Raw genomic sequence first — 19,181 nt, 5'->3', positions numbered from 1 at the left:
TCTTTTTATTTAACTCTGCCCGTAGTACGAATCGGCTCCGTGCTTACGGTCATAATGTTTTTTAATTAACGAATCTTTTAGCCTTGGCGCAGCAGGGTTTATTTGCAGCGTTAAGTAAGCCATTTCGGCAACAGCTTCAAGCACTTTACTGTTGTAAACCGCTTTTGCAGCATTTTTACCCCATGTAAATGGCCCGTGATTGCCCAAAAGCACCATCTCTACCTCCTCATAACTAAGACCTTTTTCTTTAAAGCAATCCAGTATCTGTATACCGGTATTGTGCTCATAGTTGCCTTGTATAAGATGGTCAGCCATTGGCGGTGCCGCAGGAATATCAGCCGTAAGATGATCTGCATGCGTAGTACCAAAAATAGGTATATCGCGCTGTGCCTGTGCCCATGCTACTGCATAAGTAGAGTGCGTGTGTACAATACCACCTATTTTGTCCCAGTGCTTGTAAAGGTAGGCGTGCGTTTTAGTGTCTGACGACGGACGCATAGTACCCTCCACAATGTTGTTATCATAATCAACGATAACAATATCATCAGGTTTTAAAATTTCGTAAGGTACACCACTTGGCTTAATGGCAAATATGCCTTTATCCCTGTCTACTGCGCTTACGTTTCCAAAGGTATAAATTACAAGCTTTAATGCATCAAGCTGCATGTTAGCCTCATAACATTCTTCCTTAAGGCTCTTATAAATGGAACTCATAGTTTTTAGATTTGATTATAGTTTCTACAAACTCTCCTAATTGGATGTACGATTGTATTTCGCCTTCAAATTTAGCAACCTGGTCGGCTTGTGGAAAATATTCTGCCTCAAAATCGCTTCCCATTACCTTACTTGCCTCAATTACATTGCTGTAAACGCCGGCAGCAACAGCAGCATAGATAGCAGCACCCAATGCAGGAGCCTGATCAGATTCTGCAACTTTTATAGGCATATCCAGCACATTGGCAAGGGTTTGCATAATGAATGGCGACTTACGTGCCACACCACCAATACCTATAACACTGTTTATTTTAACGCCTTCGCTCTCAAAACGGTCTACGATCATTTTAGAGCCAAAGCAAATAGCATTAACAAGTGCTTTAAATATGTGCGGAGCTTTTGTACCAAGAGATAAGCCCGTCATTGCACTCTTAAGTTCCTGGTTGGCATCCGGAGTACGGCGACCGTTAACCCAGTCAAGAGCAACAGGTACCGCTTCAGATAACGGAATATGCTCTGCCTGTAGTGTAAGCGTCCTTATAAAATTAGCATCAATTTCTGCCTGTAGTTTTGCTTTTTGGTCAGCAGTAATGATATCTGATTTCATTACCAGATTATCAATAGGCCAAGAAAGGATGTCTTTGAACCAAGCCAAAACGTCGCCAAAAGCCGACTGCCCTGCCTCAAGTCCTACAAGACCCGGAATTACAGAACCATCTACCTGTCCACAAATACCTTTTACGGTTTTAGTACCAATGATGTCCGACTGAGAGATCATAATATCGCAGGTAGAAGTACCCATGATACGAACCAGTACGTTCTCATCAACTTTAGCACCTACCGCACCTGAGTGTGCATCAAAAGTACCTACTGCAATTACAGTATCAGTAGTAAGGCCAAGTTTTTCAGCCCATTCTGCATTAAGGTTACCTGCAACAAGGTCTGACGTATAGGTTTCATCATAAAGGTTGTTGCGAAGTGATGCAAGATACGGGTGCAACTGACCAAGGAATTCCTCAGACGGTAATCCGTTCCAGCTTTCGTGCCACATGGCTTTGTGTCCTGCTGCACAACGGCTGCGTTTAAACGATTTAAGGTCTTTGTTCTCGATAAGAAGATACGTCATAAGGTCGCAGTGCTCCATCCAGGTGTAAGCAGCATTCCTTACAGCTTCATCTTCTCTCGCTATGTGAAGGATCTTAGCCCAAAACCACTCCGAAGAGTAAATTCCGCCTTCAAACTTAGTGTAGTCTTCCCCACCCCATTTGGCAGCAAGCTCATTAATTTCGTTCGCTTCTTTAATAGAGGTATGGTCTTTCCATAATATCATCATGGCATTAGGGTTTTCTTCAAAACCTTTTACCAGTGCTAATGGCGTACCGTCCTGAGTAACAGGTATAGGAGAAGAACCTGTTGTATCGATACAGATACCTACTACAGAGGCAGGATTAACCTCGCTGGTAGTAACAACCGATTTGATCGTTTTCTCTAAACCTTCGATATGGTCAAGAGGATGCTGACGGAAACGGTTGGTTTCCGGATTACAGTATAGTTTGTTTTTCCAACGTGCATACATGTGCACTTCAGAAGCTAGTTCTGCACCGTTCTCGGTATCAATTAAAACTGCACGTACAGAGTCTGTACCGTAGTCTAAGCCAATAACATATTTTTTCATTAGTTCTTATTTTTTAAAGCGTTGTGTTGTGTAAGGCCATACGCTTTGTGTTGGGTTTGTTACTCCCGCAAATATAGCAGGAAAAAAATAATAAATGTAATTTAAACACTTAATATTTTTAAGAAAGTTTAACTTTTATCACTATAAAAGATTCTGCAGGAACAGTAACATCAATTTTACTGCCGTTCAATTTAAATTCAGACTCTTTAGGAACAACACTTTCTGCACCAAAAGTATTTTCTGTGCTCAACGTCTCCCCTTTAAGTGTAATGATCTTTCCTGTCTTGGCAAGTTTACTTCCTTTAACGCTTATATCAGTTTTTTGGGCTTCTTTTGTGGTGTTAACCACTTTTACAATAACCTCTTTAGTGTTTTTATCGGTAACCGCCGATGCAAACAAACCGTTTTGGCCTGTTATTGCTTTGCCGCCCTCTGTAACCGCAACAAGATCTGTACCGGCATTTGTGCCATACAATTGCTGCACATAATAGTTAGGTGTTGCATAGCTTTCTAGGTTGTTAAACCAAATAAGGTCCGGTGTCCACTGCCAGCCCTCTGCATGGGCAAAAAGCGGAGCATAAGATGTAAGGTTAACCACTTCTGCATTACGCTCAAGCCCTGTCATGAAAGCAGCTTCAGCAAGCGCACCATCCCAGTTGTTTTTGTTCTCAGGACTTGCAATGGCTTTACTTTGAACAGCATACTCACCTGCAAAAACTTTAGGGCCTTTACGGTCATATTTATCATAACGTGTAGCATTGCCTTTAAACCACTCAGCAGTATTGTAAAAATGCTCGTCTACAATTTTTACGCCCAGCTTAGAAAGCTCTTTCCAGCCGTAATCAAAATATTCTCCGTCAGGAAAAGGGCCACTGCCCGAAACAATGATCATGTTTGGATATTTTGCGTGTATCACTTTTTCAAAAGCTTTGTAACGCTCAATATAGTCCGGCCCCCATTGCTCGTTACCAACGCCAATATATTTCATATTAAACGGCTTCGGGTGCCCCATATCGCTGCGCAGCTTACCCCATTTAGTGGTAACATCGCCATTGGCAAATTCAATAAGGTCTACAGCATCCTGAATAAACGGCTCAAGCTCGTTCATAGGCACCATTTCTCCTGTATTAAACTGGCATGCAATACCACAGCTAAGTACCGGCAGTGGCTCTGCACCTATATCCTCTGCCATTTGGAAGTATTCAAAGAAACCTAAACCAAACGTTTGGAAATAATCAGGTGTTAAACGATGGTCAAACTCAGTGTTCCAGCGGTTAATAAGCAGTTCGCGGTTATCAACATCGCCAACAGTTTTTTTCCATTGGTAGCGTTGCTCTAATGTACGCCCTTCTACAATACAGCCGCCAGGGAAACGAAGGAACCCCGGGTTTAGGTCGTATAACTTTTGAACAAGGTCTTTACGTAAACCGCCCGGACGGCCTTTCCAGGTATCTTTAGGGAAAACCGAAACATTATCAAGGTTGATTGTTCCTGTACCAGTAAACGTTACTTTAAAGTTTGCTTTAGCCTCTGTTTTGGTTGCCTTTATCTGGGCTTTGTATTTTTTAAGGTCTTTGCCCGAAACATTTACTGTAGTTTCGCCAAGCACATTGTCTTTGGCATCAACAAACTGAAGTTTAATAGCGGTAATAGTCCCCTCTATTGTAGCGGCATCTAAAGAAATATCATAAAGTTCGTTAGCCTTAACACCCATACCACGGAAACCTTCGTTAATAAGGCTGTACCCTTTATTATCTTTTACCTGAACACGTAGCAGATGCTTGTTTGTTGGATGGTTATTTTCTATTGCACTGGCATAGCCCGATTTTTCATTCAGCTTGTGCCTGTCGCTGTTTGGTTGCTTCCAGCCCATCAACGGGTCGTCAAATTCAAAAGAACGGTTTTTAACCATCTCGGCATAAAGTCCGCCATCTGCACCAAAGTTTATATCCTCAAAAAAGATACCGTACATGGTAGGCTGAATTTTAACTCCTGTGTTAGCAAGGTTAAGCACCAGTTTGCGCTCTTTGGCAGATTGTGCATTACAAAGCATTGAGCCTGTTAATGCAAAAGCCGTAAGAGCAGCTGTTTTAATTAAATGTTTTTTCATTATTGGGTAATTAGTGTTTATAATCAAAATTCCAGCCTCAATACAAATCCTTTTAAAGAAGAAGCTGTACAGGCCGGAATGCTTTTTTGTTCGTTATTTATGTAAATTTTTATCCATCGATCAGGTTTAGTTCATAGGCTCCACTTTTGGCCAGCCGTTTTCCCACTTAATCTCTTTTATCTTAAGCTTAGGAACTCCGCGCTGCGCCATATCGTAGGCATGAAAAACCAAATAATCTTTGCCTTTAAAAGTGTAGGTACTGTTATGCCCTACCCCAGCCCAGTTTTTATTGCCCTCGATAACCAATGTGCCGCCGCCTTCAAACAAAGGTTTGCCTGTGGCATCAACATAAGGTCCCTGTACTGTTTTACTCCTTCCCACCACTACTTTATAAGTACTGTTCTCGCCACGGCAGCAGTAATCCCATGATAAGAAAAGATAATAGTAGCCGTCTTTTTTAAATACGAAAGGCGCTTCCAGAGCAGCATCACCCGGGTCTTTATCTTCCAGTTTAAAACTGCGCTCGCGTCGTGCAATGGTATGCCATTCCTGTGGCTGTGCTATGGTTTTCAGATCGGCGTTAAGCTTTACCATTTTAAGCCCGTTCCAAAAAGAACCAAAAGCAAGCCAAGGTGTATTGTTCTCATCAAAAATAAGGTTTGGGTCTATGGCATTCCAAAGATCTCTGTTAGGAACCGATTCTATAACAATGCCATGATCTATCCACTTATAATTTTTATCGGCAGGATTAAGCGTTTTATTGGTAGCAACACCAATAGCCGATGTGTTTTTTGCAAATGCAGACACTGAATAATACAAGTAGTATTGCCCATTATGGAATGAAACATCGGGAGCCCAAATGTGGTTATCAAACTTTGGCACTACCTTTTCTACCCACTGTGGTGCGGTTTCAAAAACCTGGTTCAGTTTTGTCCAGTTGTTCATGTCTTTAGACGAGAACATCGAAATGCCTTTACCGGTACAAAACAAATAGTATGTTCCGTCCTGCTCTATCATTACAGGATCGTGTACTATGGTTTCGTTTATGTGCAGTGTTTTTTGAGAAAAAACACTGCCATAAACTAACAAAACCCAAATATAAATATTTAAACTAAAACTAACTCTCATAACTATTCCTGTATTCCTTCGGTTGTCATTACTACACGTTTCATAGTACCGTCGGGGTTATAATAAAGCCTGTCAATACATACCGATCTCCTGAAGCTGCCACCATGTGGTTGTATAGCCCCGTTATGATATATAAAGTATGACTTTCCTTTAAAATCTATAATAGCCTGGTGGTTGGTATTGCTGTTACCTGCCAGTTCGTTAAGTATGCCTTTGTATTCCCAAGGGCCTGCCGGCGATTTACTCATAGCATACGCTATCTTTTCCGGAAACTCATAAGCATACGAAAGGTAATACCAGTCGTTGTGCTTGTGCAGCCATGGCGCCTCAGTAAAATTAGGCAGGTTAACCACATTTATAGGACCATCGGCTTCAAGCATATTTTCTTTAAGCTTTATGTACTTACACACCTGATTGCCCCAGTATAAATAAGCCTGACCGTCATCGTCTACAAAAACGGTTGGGTCTATATCATCCCAATCTATACCTACCTGCTTGGTCATATCGTTTGTAATCAAGGCCTTTCCTAATGCATCTTTAAATGGCCCAGTTGGCGAATCTGATACTGCTATTCCGATTGCCTTGCCCGGAATTGTAGCATGGCTAACGGTTACATACCAATAAAATTTGCCGTTACGTTCTATAACCTGAGCCGCCCAGGCATCGCCCTTTGCCCATTTAAAATCGGTTGTTTTCAACGGCACCGGATGCTCTTTCCAATGTATAAGATCGGCAGACGAATACACCAGCCACTCTTCCATTTTATAAAAATTAAAGTCGTTTGGTGCTACATCGTGACCTGCATACAAATAAACCGAGTCTTTATATACAAGTGCCGCAGGATCGCCTGTGTACTTGTCTTTTATAACCGGGTTATTAATTTTTAAGTTTGCTGTGGCTACCTGCTGTTTTGAGGATGAACAGGACATTAGCGCAACAGCAGACAATATAGTAAGTGCAACTTTCTTCATTATTCTTGTAATAAATTAAAGGGTATTACATTTTTTTACCCCATATAGGTTTGCCATCAGCAGTAAGTCCGGTAAAAGTAATGGTCGTTTTTCTTGGAGATGCTTCCCAGTCCCATCCGTTAGACACCTTACATTCCCTGCCATTTAAAAGCAATGTTCTCGTTGTATTGTTATAGCTCCATGTACCTGTCATGGCACCTGTAAGATTTCCATCGGCACCAAGGGTTACAACTAAAGAACGTTGCTGCGTCCTGTAGGCATAGTTCATGGTTATAACCTCATATCTTCCTGCCATATTATCAGGAGTTAGATCGGTTTGCGGTACAGCAGCATAACGCTCCGGCGATACAACCGGCCATCCGTCAGACGTCCAGTACATCTCCCTTACCTGCCCCATCATAACAGCATTAGATACGTTTATGCCCGGAACATTTTCAGGTAGTCTGCCCTGCGATGAAAAATACCATTTGTTGGCAACATCATCTTTAAACACTGCGCAATGCGATATACCTACCCAGCCTGTGTGGTTAGCAAAGGCATAAGGATGCGTAAGCATTGGCCAGCACTCTGCCCCTGTTGTAATATCCTGCCCGTTTATGCCTACATAAGGACCAGTGATAGTACGGGATCTAGCTACACGTGTATTATATGCGACAGAAAGTTCATCATAAGCCAGGAACAGATAATAATACTGTGTATCAGGGTTATAAATAATTTCCGGACCTTCAAGTCCCTGCCATCTGTTTGTGTTAACATCGCCACGGCCTGCAATGCGCACACCAAAATCAGAAACGTTGTTTAACTGAAAAGGTTTACCAGTTACAGGATCTATCTGCACGGCAGCCATACCTGTATGCCATGATCCATATATCAGCCAATGCTCGCCCTGCGGAGTTTCTATATAGCTTGGGTCTATAGCATTATATTTATAGTAGGCACTCCAGTCGTTAGCACCGTTTCTTCTAAAATCTTCTACACCATCAGGCACCTGCCATATTACAGCACCTTTATCTTCCCATACATTAGAAGCAAGACTTGAAGTTTCCATCATTCCAATGTAAGACTCCTCGCCCCAAGATGTATTAGGATCTGTGCCTTCTATCTCAGCATCATTTATAACACTGTAATACATCCTGAATTTGCTGCCCACTTTACGCACACAAGGTGCCCAATAGCCATACGTTATAGTTTGTATAGGAGCACGTCCTTCTGTAGCTCTTTTTTCATTTATAACATCTTTTACCCAGTTAGCCTCACCCGGCATTGTTGCACCTATATATTCCCAGGTAACAAGATCGCGTGAACGTCTGCAATGAAAATGTCCATGCCCTTCATGAGCATTACCATAAGAGGCATCTGTTTGGTACATATACCAATACTCACCATCCTTAACAACTGTAGGATCGTGTACATTTGCAAGGTTCCATTGGCTTCTGTTAGCCCATGCCCCAATAGGTGTATAATTATCCGCATAGGTTGGACCGTTGAAAGTCTGGCCCGGTTCGTCATCCGTACCGGAATCTGCCGGAGCACTGTCATCGCTGCCAGAACAGCCTACAGCCATAAATCCGGCTACAGCTATAGCAAAAAAACAATTAAGTGATTTTGCTGTTATTGCTTTATATGTTATTTTTTTCATGAAAGATCTTATTATTTTCCTTCAAGAACCACTACAGAGAATGGAGGAAGTGTTACTGAAAGCACGCCGTTTTTAAACTTGAAATCTTTAAAATCTTTAGGAGCAATTACATTCGGATTTTCAAATGTGTTGTGATCCTGAAGTTTGGCTGATGAAACTATTTTAGCCGTAAAACCTTTAAGATTAGAAGTTGCAAGGTCTACATCTACAGTTATTGCATTTTTAGAATCTATGTTTACCAAAGACACATGTGTTTTGCCTTCTTTAACCGAAGCACTTGCCGATATTGCAGGCAGCGTTGCATCTCCAAATTTATAGTCAGGCGTTAAAACTTTTACAGGTAAAAGCTTGGCATCCTGGTGTACTTTATACAACTGCATTACATGATATGTAGGTGTAAGTATCATTTTTTCGCCTTTTGTAAGTATAACTGCCTGTAACACATTTACAGTTTGCGCAAGGTTAGCCATACGAACACGGTCGCTGTGGTTGTTAAATATGTTTAGCGTAGTGCCTGCAATCATAGCATCTCTCATGGTGTTTTGCTGATACAGGAAGCCCGGATTTGTACCTTCTTCTACATCATACCATCCACCCCACTCGTCTACAATAAGGGCAATTTTTTTAGCAGGATCATATTTATCCATTATTTCGCTGTGCCTTGTAACAAGCTCCTCCATTTTAAGAGCTGTTTTCATGGTATCGAAATATTGCGATTCATCATATTTTGTAGATGAACCTTTCTTTTCCCATTTTACAAACGAATAAGAGTGAAGTGCCACGCCTTCTATAAGGTTTTTAGGAATATCACGCATTAAAACTTCTGTCCAATGATAATCAGCTACGTTAGCCCCCGATGCTATACGGAACAATTTACCTGAGTTTTCCCAGTCGCCCATAAAAGTAGCATACTGCCTGTACAGGTTTGCGTAATACTCCGGTGTCATGTTACCGCCACAACCCCACATTTCATTACCTACACCCCATATAGAAACTCCCCATGGCTTTTCCCTGTCGTTCTTTTTCCTAAGATCAGCCATTGGGCTTTTGCCATCGTGGTTTACATACTGTACCCAATCGGCAAATTCTTTAACCGTACCACTGCCTACGTTGGCAGCAAGATAGGGCTCTGTACCAAGAACTTCACAAAGGTTAAGGAAGTCGTGTGTACCAAAACTGTTATCCTCAGTAGTACCACCCCACCATTGGTTTACAATAGTTGGCCTTTCATTTTTAGGCCCAATACCGTCTTTCCAGTGGTAAGTATCAGCAAAACAACCACCCGGCCAACGCAGGTTAGGAATTCCAAGATCTTTAAGAGCAGCGATAATATCGTTACGAACACCTTTTGTGTTTGGAATTTTACTGTTTTCACCTACATAAAAACCATCATAGATACACCTGCCAAGGTGCTCGGCAAAATGACCGTAAATATGTTTATTAATGGTAGGCGCTTTTTCATTTTTCTCTACCGATACGGTAGCTCTTTGCTGGGCATCAACACTGTTTACAGAAACAAAAGAAGCCGTAGCTATAAATAAATAAGAAAAAATAGAGTTTTTTTTAAGCATGGTAATTTGATTTTACTAAAAAAGATTAGTGCTCAAACAGCAAAGCAAATGCTACTGTTAAAGCAAAAAAGTGAATTAATGATTTGAGCTTTAAAAGTTAAAAGCATTAAACAACCATCTCATCGCGAATGTAATGTTGGGTGATAAACATAAATTAAAAAGTTTGGTTAGATTATAAATGTATTTTTTACACTTCCAAATTTAACAAAATGTTTTCATAAAACCCAAATAAAAATTTCAGTATTTTAATTTTTAACTAAAATAATATGACAACAACACAATACTACAACGTATTCAACTTACAATTAGTTATAAACACAGGTTTCCTTTAACAAAAAATAATTGCTATAATAAAAAAGCAGGCCTATTGGCCTGCTTAATTTAATGAAAACTACATAACTGTTAGTTAGCAGAATTTGGTAGTGCATTAGGGTTGATATCTAACTCCCTTTGAGGAATAGGAAGATACTCTTTACCCGGTGTCCATGTATTAAAGTCAGTATCATGAGAGCGCAACATAGCAAGCTTTGCAGGATCATATAACCATCCCCAACGGATGATATCGTGTATACGGATACCCTCAATAGCAAGTTCCAGTGCACGTTCATGACCTAACTGATCTCTCATTTGCTCCTGTGTCATACCCGGTCTTGTATCAGCAAGATTTGGAAGGTTTGCACGATTCCTTACCTGCTGAATGTACTGATAAGCATTCGCAGTTTGCCCCTGCTCGTTAAGTGCTTCTGCATACATCAACAAAATATCAGCATAACGCAATACACGGTAATTAATTTCAGAATATTCTACACCGCCCTGGCTTTCTGTACTAAAGTCGAAGCCATCATGAGTATATTTGCGCGGATAAATATTAGTTTGTGGATTTAGCCAAGGTTGACCATTATACACAGTAGTCCTTCCCGCAGCCGCTTCATAAGAAGCGATAGAAACAAAAAGTCTTGGATCTAAGGCTCCTGTAACAGTACGCTCTAATTTGTACTCATCATAAATCCAGCGTGTAGGCAGGAAGTCAGAATATCCATAACCTTCCATAGCATAGGTATGCCCCACAGAACTTACCTGCATCCATGCAGATGATGGTTCGCCACCGTAGTTTTTAATAGTGCCCGAGCCTGTTTGGAACTGAATCTCGAATAAAGACTCTGAGTTATTTTCAGTATAAGGACTAAAGTTATCCTGATAGTTTGAAGTAAGACTGTATATGTTTAATTCCGGCCCGTTGATAAGTTTATTAAACTCAGTCGCTGCTTGGCTCCACTGCCTTGTATAAAGGTATGATTTACCTAAAAATCCTGTAGCAGCACCCTTTGTCGCTCTTCCTATCTGATTAAGATCCGGACCTGAAAGTGTACTATATGATACCGGAAGTAAGTTTTGAGCAGCAGTAAAATCTTCAATAACCTGCGCCCATATTTGCTCGTTTGTTCCGGTAGCCGCGTAATAATCAGCAGAACTTACCGGAACTGTAGTCGTTAAAGGCACTTGCTCATAATTAGTTACCAACTGGAAATATGCCAATCCTCTCAAAAAGTGTGCTTGGCCAAGGCAGCGTTGTTTAAGTGCTTCGTCCATTTCAATTGCTGGAACATATTGTAAAACCTGATTGGCACGGAATATAGCTATATAATAAGACGTAAACATCCAATCAACAGGCCCTGAAGTAGATAATATGTTAAAATTTGCTACCTGAACCAGATCTAACCATGGACTGTCTCCTTTGAAATCATCACCCCTGCCATCAGTAAGTGCAGGTGTCATACGCATAAAAGACCCATCAATTATAAAGGCATTGTATATAGCATCAACCCCTTTTACAGCATGCACGTCAGTTTCCCAAAACCCTTCACTTGTTGGGTAATTAGGATTTATTTGTTCAAGTTCATCATTACAGCTAAGAGCAATAAATGATAACCCTATCAATAATATTTTTATTTTTTTCATTTCGTAAATTTTTAAGATTAAAATGATACTTGTACTCCCATCATATAACTCCTCGGCCTTGGGTAGCTTCCACCATCAAACCCAGGGTTTAATGTACCCGAAGTAAAATCAGGGTTAAAACCTTCATATTTAGTAAAAGTATGCAGGTTTTGCAAAGTGCCATAAATCCTTACCGATTCAATAGTCTTACCAAAGAAAGTTGGCAGTTTATAGCCTAAACTAATAGTATTAATCCTTAAATAATCTCCTCTTTGTAACCAGCCTGGTCTGTTAGAATCCCTATTGTTTCCGTTAGGGTCATCTGATACCAGCCTTGGTATGTCTGTATTGGTGTTTGTTGGTGTCCAGTGATTTAAAATATCTGTATGTGAGTTTACTGAGTCACCAGACCACATTAACGTCCTGTATAAAGCACTGTTAATATAGTATCCTGCCGCACCTGATGCAAAGGCTGTAAAATCAAAGTTTTTATAGGTAGCACTAAAGTTTAAACCATAAGTTATACTTGGAATGGCGCGACCCAAATAAGCCCTATCATCAGCGTTGATTACACCATCATTATTAAGGTCTTTAAATTTAATATCTCCAGCAGAAGTACCGCCCGATTGGAATGCATGATCTGCAACTTCCTGAGCAGACTGGAATATACCTTCATATACATATCCAAAATGTTCACCTATCCTGCCACCTACTTCTGTTTTAGATCCGGTACCATAAATAGGCTCTCCGTCCGCGCCAAGCCTAAGCACTTCATTCTTAATTGTACTAACGTTTGCCGAAACGTCAAAGCTAAAATCTTTGCTTTTGTTGTAATGGTAAGTAAGCTCAATATCTAAACCTGAGTTCCTTACCGAACCTGAATTTACCCACGGTGCAAGGTCTAACGAGCCCGTAGAGTTAGGTATAGGCCCATTAATTAAGATATCGCTGGTTTCTTTGATGTAATAATCAGCAGTCAGGTCAAAAGCTCCTTTAAGGAATGTACCATCAACACCAAAGTTGGTAGATTTTGTTGTTTCCCAAGTAATATCCCTATTTACAACACTGGTTTGAAGCCCTCCCATAACCACTTGGCCGTTGAATACATAGGGTATATTATTATTTATAACCGCCTGATATCGGTAATTTGCTATGCTTTGGTTACCTAGTTCACCATAGCTACCACGTAATTTTAACTGGCTCACATAATTTTCAGACACATTCCAGAATTTTTCGTTGCTTATTTTCCACCCCAATGCTATAGATGGGAAATTACCAAAACGAATCTCTTTCCTGAACTTTGATGACCCGTCACGGCGGATGGTGGCCTGAAGTAGATACCTGTCGTCAAAACTGTAGGTTAAACGTCCGAATACTGATGCAATTGTTTCTTTTTCTTCATAAGAGCCTACTGTCTGGTTTATACCGTTGCCAAGCAGGGGAAGGTAAGGTTGCGGTAGGTTTTCTGAATGTCCATTTCTTCGCAAAAATTCCTGTGCCTGAAACGTGTAGCCTCCAATTAAATTAACATCGTGCTTGCCAAAAACCTTTTTATACTCTAAGGTATTCTCAACAAGTGAGTTGGTATATGTTCTTGTATTATCATCAAGCAATGATTTTCCTGAGTTGAAGAAATAGCCCATATTAAACTCCGGTACAAAAGAAAAATCCCTTGTTTGAGTTTTGTCATAGCTAAGGTTTAGCTTATAAATAAGCTCATGTCCATTAGTATTAACCAGTTTAAGCTCAGGATTTACAATAGCAAACGTCCTGTCTACCTCTACCCAGTTTTCAAACAAAGAGTTAATACCCGGTACATTCAATGTAATCGTGCCGTGAACCTCTGCTTTTGTACCACCCCAGCCCCCAATGTTGTTAGCATCATGCAGCGGCATTGTAGGTATAGCCATTACAAGGTCATTAATAAGAGGTGGGCGTCCACCTGTTAAAACGTCTCCTCTAAAAGTAAGCGAATTTTCAAAAGAATGCGCATAATATAATGATGGAGACATTTTAAAGATACCTTTTTCAAAAGTCGTATTTATACGGCCTGAATATCTTTCATAGCTCGGTCCCCTACCCACAAACATTCCTTCCTGCTTAAAATAGTCAGCAGAAGCGTTATAGGTAAAGTTCTCGCCACCGCCTGAAAAGTTAAAGTTCTGATTGTGGCGTGTTCCGTCTTTTAATCCTATTTTCTGCCAGTCATTATCAGTATCTGATATAAACAATGGAGAATTTGGATCGTTACCCGGCAATAAAGTAAAGCCAGCATTAGTACGCTTTTGATTAACGATCGACTGGTACTGCACCCTATTAAGTACAGGGATTTTTTGAGCAACTTCATCTATACCATAGTAAGCACTGTATTCTATTTTAAGCGGAGAATTTTTCCTACCATTCTTAGTAGTAATAATTACCACTCCATTAGCAGCCCTTGAACCATAGATAGCACTGGCAGCACCGTCTTTTAGTATCTGGATACTTTTAATGTCGTTAGGGTTAAAATCCCTTACAGAACCACTCATAGCAACACCATCAACAATATATAATGGTTCTGCATTACCAAAAGTACCTATACCCCTAATCCTGATTTGAGGACCGGCACCTGGTTGACCGTCTGTTGTCACAGTAACACCTGATGTTCTACCCTGTAATAATTGCGAAACATCGCTGGTGGAAGTTTTTTTAGCTTCAGAAACGTTTACCACAGCAATAGATCCCGTCAAGTCAGCCTTTTTTTGCGTACCGTAACCTACCACTACCACATCTTCAAGTTCTGTAGCCGCAGCACTCAATGCAATATTAATTACCGTTTGGTTACCTACGGTAATTTCCTGATTTGTAAAACCGACGTAAGAGAAAACTAATACATCGTTTGCGCCCGCGGAGATAGAATAATTTCCGTCAAGGTCTGTAGACACTCCGTTAGAAGAGCCTTTTACCACTACATTTGCCATTGGAAGGCCTAATCCGTCTGAGGCAGATGTTACCTTACCTGTAATGGTAGCGTTCTGTGCATTTACCACAGAAACAGAGAATAAGAAAACCACAAAGCAGGCCAACTTAAATAATTTAAGCTTTGCCTGATCGTGACAGAATAAACTGGTAATTCTCGTCATAATCATTAAAATTTGGTTAGTTTATAAATGTATTTTTTACACTTCCAAATTTAACAAAAGATTTTCATAAAAAACAAATAAAAATTTAGATAAATTAATTTTTAACATAAATAAACTATTAACCCAATAATACTACAACGTATTCATACATTAAATGTATATTGTACACGTTTTCGCAAAAATCTTGCAATTTTATGGTAATGTTAGTATCTTGGCTGCGATTTTAAATGCATCCATGAATAATTACAACGATAAAGAAAGGATTTTACTGGCGGTAGACTGTATAATTTTTGGCTTTGACAATCAAAACCTAAAGATACTGCTTATCAAAAGAAATTTTGAGCCCGAAAAAGGCCGATGGTCACTTATGGGCGGTTTTTTGAACCGCGAAGAAAATCTGGATGAGGCCGCTGTAAGGGTACTTAATGAATTGACCGGACTGCATAATATATATATGGAGCAGCTTAGAACCTATGGGGCTGTTGACCGTGACCCCGTTGACAGAACGGTTTCTGTGGCTTACTATGCCCTGATAAATATTACAGAACATACAGCCGAGATCAATGAAAATTATTCTGCTAAATGGTTTAATATTAATGAGGCACCTGACCTTATTTTTGACCATAAAAAAATGGTTGATAATGCCATGCTAAGGCTGAGGCGCAGGGCACTTTCCAAGCCTATAGGTTTTGAACTCCTGCCAAAAAAGTTTACCATGAAACAATTACAAACCCTTTATGAAGCCATTTTGGGTGAAACTCTTGACAAACGTAATTTTATAAATAAAATAAACGCACTTGATATTTTACTTAAAACCGATGAGAAAGACATGAACTCATCGCGCAAAGGGTCTTACTTTTATATGTTCGACGAAGAAAAATATCAGTTTAAGGTACAGGAAGGTTTTACGTTTAAGCTATAACTTATGCGTTAACCTTCTTTTTTATTCTTTTCTTTCCAGGATTTTTTTAAGGCCGCATAATCTATTTTAAATGCCGGATCCTGTTTTACCAACCGCCTTTCTTCAAAAGCCTTTATTAAAAAACCTTCTATCAAAAAGTCTTCGGCAATTGCCGATGGATTATAGCCCAATTTTATATCTATATTAAAGGCTTTACCTATTTTACTGTACCAAAAAGCTTTCCAGCCACTTTTATGCTCTTTTATCAAATCAAAGGTTGAGTGACCTGTTTGCCTGTATATAAGTTTTACCAATATTTGCCCTTCTTTTCTCGACAGCTTCTTTAACTGTTCTTCAAACTCATCGGTCAAATATTTTTCAACGATCTTAGAGTATTTCTTTTTCTCCTTATCTGTTTTTAGCAGGCTCATGGTCTTGTTGAGCATGGTTAAACGCTCTGCCGCTATTTTTGCATAAGGGTATACTTTTATAACGCGTCTTCGCAAAAGAAGTAATTGCTTCTTTGTTTCTTCAGACAGGGTATCTTTTACATTAGAAAGCACTATTTCCTGCAACTGCATATTAAATGCAATTGAATCGTTAGATATACTGTCCTGCACAGGATCCTGTGCATGTACTGCAAGCCCTAAAAACAGGAATATTATAGATATTACCCCTAACTTCATCTTCAAAAATTTACATCAAAAATATACAATAATACCAAACTCTGTAATGTAATTTATATTTTAGCCAAAAATTATATTTATGTCATCAAAATCTATATTAAACGATGCATCACTGGCATTTTTAGAGCAATATTTAAACAATGCATCACCTACCGGATATGAGTCTGAAGGGCAAAAACTCTGGAAAGAATACTTAACTCCGTACGTAGACACTTTTATTACCGATACTTATGGTACTGCTGTAGGCGTAATAAACCCCGATGCCCCTTATAAAGTAGTTATAGAAGGCCATAGCGACGAAATTTCTTGGTATGTAAACTACATTACTGATAACGGACTTATATATGTAATTCGCAACGGCGGCAGCGACCACATGATCGCTCCATCTAAACGTGTCAATATCCATACCAAAAAAGGCATAGTTAAAGGAGTATTTGGCTGGCCTGCCATACACACCCGCAACCGTGGCAAAGAAGAACCTGCTAAAATTGAAACTATTTTTATAGACCTTGGCTGCAGCACTAAAGAAGAGGTTGAAAACCTTGGGGTACATGTGGGGTGTGTTATTACTTATCCTGATGAATTCATAATATTAAATGAAAATAAATTTGTTTGCCGCGCTATTGACAACCGTATTGGCGGCTTTATGATTGCCGAAGTAGCCCGTTTACTTAAAGAAAATGGTAAAAAACTGCCTTTTGGTTTATACATTACAAACTCTGTACAGGAAGAAGTTGGTCTTCGCGGTGCCGAAATGATCACACAAACTATTAAACCTAATGTAGCCATTGTTACCGATGTTTGCCATGACAGTACCACGCCAATGATAGAGAAACGTATTGAAGGCGACACCCAAATTGGTAAAGGTCCGGTTATTACTTATGCTCCTGCCGTGCAAAACAACCTGCGCGAGCTTATAATTGACACTGCCCTTAAAAACGAAATACCTTTTCAACGCCTTGCTTCAAGCCGCGTTACAGGCACTGATACTGATGCTTTTGCCTATAGTAACGGCGGTGTAGCTTCAGCACTTATATCATTACCGCTTCGATACATGCATACTACTGTAGAGATGGTGCAGCGTGAAGACGTTGAAAATGTTATACGCCTCATCTATGAAACATTACTTAATATAGAAGACGGCGAAACTTTTTCTTATTTTAAATAAGCCTTATCAAAAATAAAAATTGTCATAATAAAGCCTGCATTTTTTAGTGCAGGCTTTGTTTTTATCTTATTACTTCGCTTATGTCTATACCCAGAGCGTTTGCCACGCCTGTACCATAATCAGAGTCGGCCTTATAACAATTTTTGATGTGGCGTTCCTGTATAAACCGCTGCACACCCCCTATTGCCGCTACAGTATTTGTAAAAAGCAACTGTTTCTTTTCTTCTGTAAGCAACCTGAAAAGATTGCCCGGCTGAGAAAAATAGTCTTCATCTTCCCTATGATCCCACGCTGCTGCATCTCCATGCAGGGCAAGGGATGGCTCTTTATATTGTGGCTGTTGCTGCCATTGGCCAAAGCTGTTGGGTTCGTAGCCTTTAGTGGAGCCATAATTTCCATCTACACGCATTGCTCCATCTCTATGAAATGCATGATAAGGACATTTGGAAGCATTTACCGGTATTTGATAATTATTAACCCCTAAGCGATACCGCTGCGCATCTCCATAAGAAAAAAGCCTGCCCTGTAGCATTTTATCGGGCGAAAAGCCGATGCCAGGAACTACATTGGCCGGATTAAATGCCGCCTGCTCTACCTCAGCAAAATAATTCTCAGGATTTCTGTTCAAAACAAATTTACCTACAGGTATAAGCGGATAACTGCCATGAGGCCAAACTTTGGTAAGATCGAAAGGATTGAATGGACTGTTATCGGCCTGTTCCTGAGTCATAATCTGGATATAGAACTTCCATTCAGGATAATTACCATTCTCTATATTATCAAATAAATCCCTTTGGTGGCTTTCCCTGTCCTGCCCTATTATTGCTACCGACTCTGCATCGCTTAGATTCTCTATACCCTGCTGTGTCCTGTAATGAAACTTTACCCAAAACCTTTCGTTATGTACATTTGTAAAACTAAAAGTATGACTACCGAAACCGTGCATGTTCCTGTAACTTTTAGGTATGCCCCTATCTGTCATATTTATGGTTACCTGATGCAGTGCCTCGGGCAGCAGCGTCCAGTAATCCCAGTTATTATCGGCACTGCGCATGTTGGTTTTTGGGTCGCGCTTTACGGCATGGTTAAGATCCGGAAACTTCATTGGGTCTCTTAAAAAAAATACGGGAGTGTTATTTCCAACAAGATCCCAATTGCCTTGCTAAGTGTAAAATTTAAGGGCAAAGCCTCTTATATCGCGCTCGGCATCAGCCGCGCCACGTTCGCCTGCCACGGTAGAAAAACGTACGAACATTGGAGTTGTTTTTCCTATCTCCGAAAAAATATCGGCTTTGGTATATTGGGTAATATCATGCGTAACGGTAAATTCTCCATAAGCACCGGAACCTTTAGCATGCATTCTGCGTTCGGGTATAACTTCCCTGTCAAAATGTGCCATTTTTTCAAGGAACCAAAAATCCTGTAAAAGTGCAGGACCATGCTTGCCTGCCGTCATTATATTTTGATTGTCAGGAACGGGTGTTCCGGTAGCTGTAGTAAGTTTGTTATTTTCCATGATTAATATGATTTAAATGATTGGTAAAAATTATTAAGAAAT

The 19,181-nt window shown here is 40.0% G+C and carries 12 protein-coding genes and 1 pseudogene; 2 read left to right on the top strand and 11 right to left on the bottom strand.

Features of this window, described 5'->3' with window-relative positions; translation table 11 throughout:
* Positions 1-9: 9 nt before the first annotated feature.
* From GR160_RS02535 to GR160_RS02495, 9 genes are all read right to left on the bottom strand, one after another.
* Positions 10-714 carry an L-ribulose-5-phosphate 4-epimerase gene (locus GR160_RS02535; RefSeq protein ID WP_160748258.1) on the bottom strand — a complete coding sequence of 235 codons (705 nt, stop codon included), beginning with the start codon at positions 712-714 and terminating at the stop codon, positions 10-12.
* Positions 698-2,389, bottom strand: a complete 1,692-nt coding sequence (locus tag GR160_RS02530; protein WP_160748257.1) for a ribulokinase — start codon at positions 2,387-2,389, stop codon at positions 698-700. The genes GR160_RS02535 and GR160_RS02530 overlap by 17 nt, the downstream gene beginning before the upstream one ends.
* Before the next feature lie 118 nt (positions 2,390-2,507).
* Complete coding sequence (locus GR160_RS02525) at positions 2,508-4,499, bottom strand: alpha-L-arabinofuranosidase C-terminal domain-containing protein (protein ID WP_160748256.1); 1,992 nt, start codon at positions 4,497-4,499, stop codon at positions 2,508-2,510.
* Positions 4,500-4,625: 126 nt separating this feature from the next.
* On the bottom strand, positions 4,626-5,627 hold the full coding sequence (locus tag GR160_RS02520) for an arabinan endo-1,5-alpha-L-arabinosidase (protein WP_160748255.1): 1,002 nt from the start codon (positions 5,625-5,627) through the stop codon (positions 4,626-4,628).
* Between the two features lie 2 nt (positions 5,628-5,629).
* On the bottom strand, positions 5,630-6,556 hold the full coding sequence (locus tag GR160_RS02515; RefSeq protein WP_370519203.1) for a glycoside hydrolase family 43 protein: 927 nt from the start codon (positions 6,554-6,556) through the stop codon (positions 5,630-5,632).
* 67 nt (positions 6,557-6,623) lie between these two features.
* Positions 6,624-8,237: an arabinan endo-1,5-alpha-L-arabinosidase gene (locus GR160_RS02510; protein WP_160748253.1), complete on the bottom strand. Its 1,614-nt coding sequence runs from the start codon at positions 8,235-8,237 to the stop codon at positions 6,624-6,626.
* Between the two features lie 11 nt (positions 8,238-8,248).
* Positions 8,249-9,808, bottom strand: a complete 1,560-nt coding sequence (locus GR160_RS02505; protein WP_160748252.1) for an alpha-N-arabinofuranosidase — start codon at positions 9,806-9,808, stop codon at positions 8,249-8,251.
* A gap of 402 nt (positions 9,809-10,210) precedes the next feature.
* A complete protein-coding gene (locus tag GR160_RS02500; RefSeq protein WP_160748251.1) occupies positions 10,211-11,767 on the bottom strand; it encodes a RagB/SusD family nutrient uptake outer membrane protein in 1,557 nt (518 codons plus the stop codon).
* 17 nt (positions 11,768-11,784) lie between these two features.
* Positions 11,785-14,868, bottom strand: coding sequence for a TonB-dependent receptor (locus GR160_RS02495; RefSeq protein WP_160748250.1), 3,084 nt, complete (start codon positions 14,866-14,868; stop codon positions 11,785-11,787).
* Positions 14,869-15,103: 235 nt separating this feature from the next.
* On the opposite strand from GR160_RS02495, the gene GR160_RS02490 reads away from it, so the two are divergent.
* Entirely contained in the window at positions 15,104-15,790 is a 687-nt protein-coding gene (locus GR160_RS02490) for an NUDIX domain-containing protein (protein ID WP_160748249.1), read from the top strand.
* An 8-nt stretch (positions 15,791-15,798) separates the two neighbouring features.
* Here GR160_RS02490 and GR160_RS02485 read toward each other — a convergent pair whose 3' ends face one another.
* On the bottom strand, positions 15,799-16,455 hold the full coding sequence (locus GR160_RS02485) for a DUF4294 domain-containing protein (protein ID WP_160748248.1): 657 nt from the start codon (positions 16,453-16,455) through the stop codon (positions 15,799-15,801).
* A 79-nt stretch (positions 16,456-16,534) separates the two neighbouring features.
* Between GR160_RS02485 and GR160_RS02480 the strand changes: the two genes are divergently transcribed.
* Positions 16,535-17,623 (top strand): M42 family metallopeptidase, encoded by a 1,089-nt coding sequence (locus GR160_RS02480; RefSeq protein ID WP_160748247.1) that lies wholly within the window; start codon positions 16,535-16,537, stop codon positions 17,621-17,623.
* Positions 17,624-17,684: 61 nt separating this feature from the next.
* Here the strand turns inward: GR160_RS02480 and GR160_RS02475 are convergent.
* Positions 17,685-19,139, bottom strand: a pseudogene (locus GR160_RS02475) (catalase).
* Between the last annotated feature and the right edge of the window lie 42 nt (positions 19,140-19,181).

It is taken from the genome of Flavobacterium sp. Sd200, assembly GCF_009826935.1.
GTDB lineage: Bacteria > Bacteroidota > Bacteroidia > Flavobacteriales > Flavobacteriaceae > Flavobacterium.
Note: the sequence above shows the minus strand (reverse complement) of the source record. Positions and strands in the feature narration are given on the sequence as shown.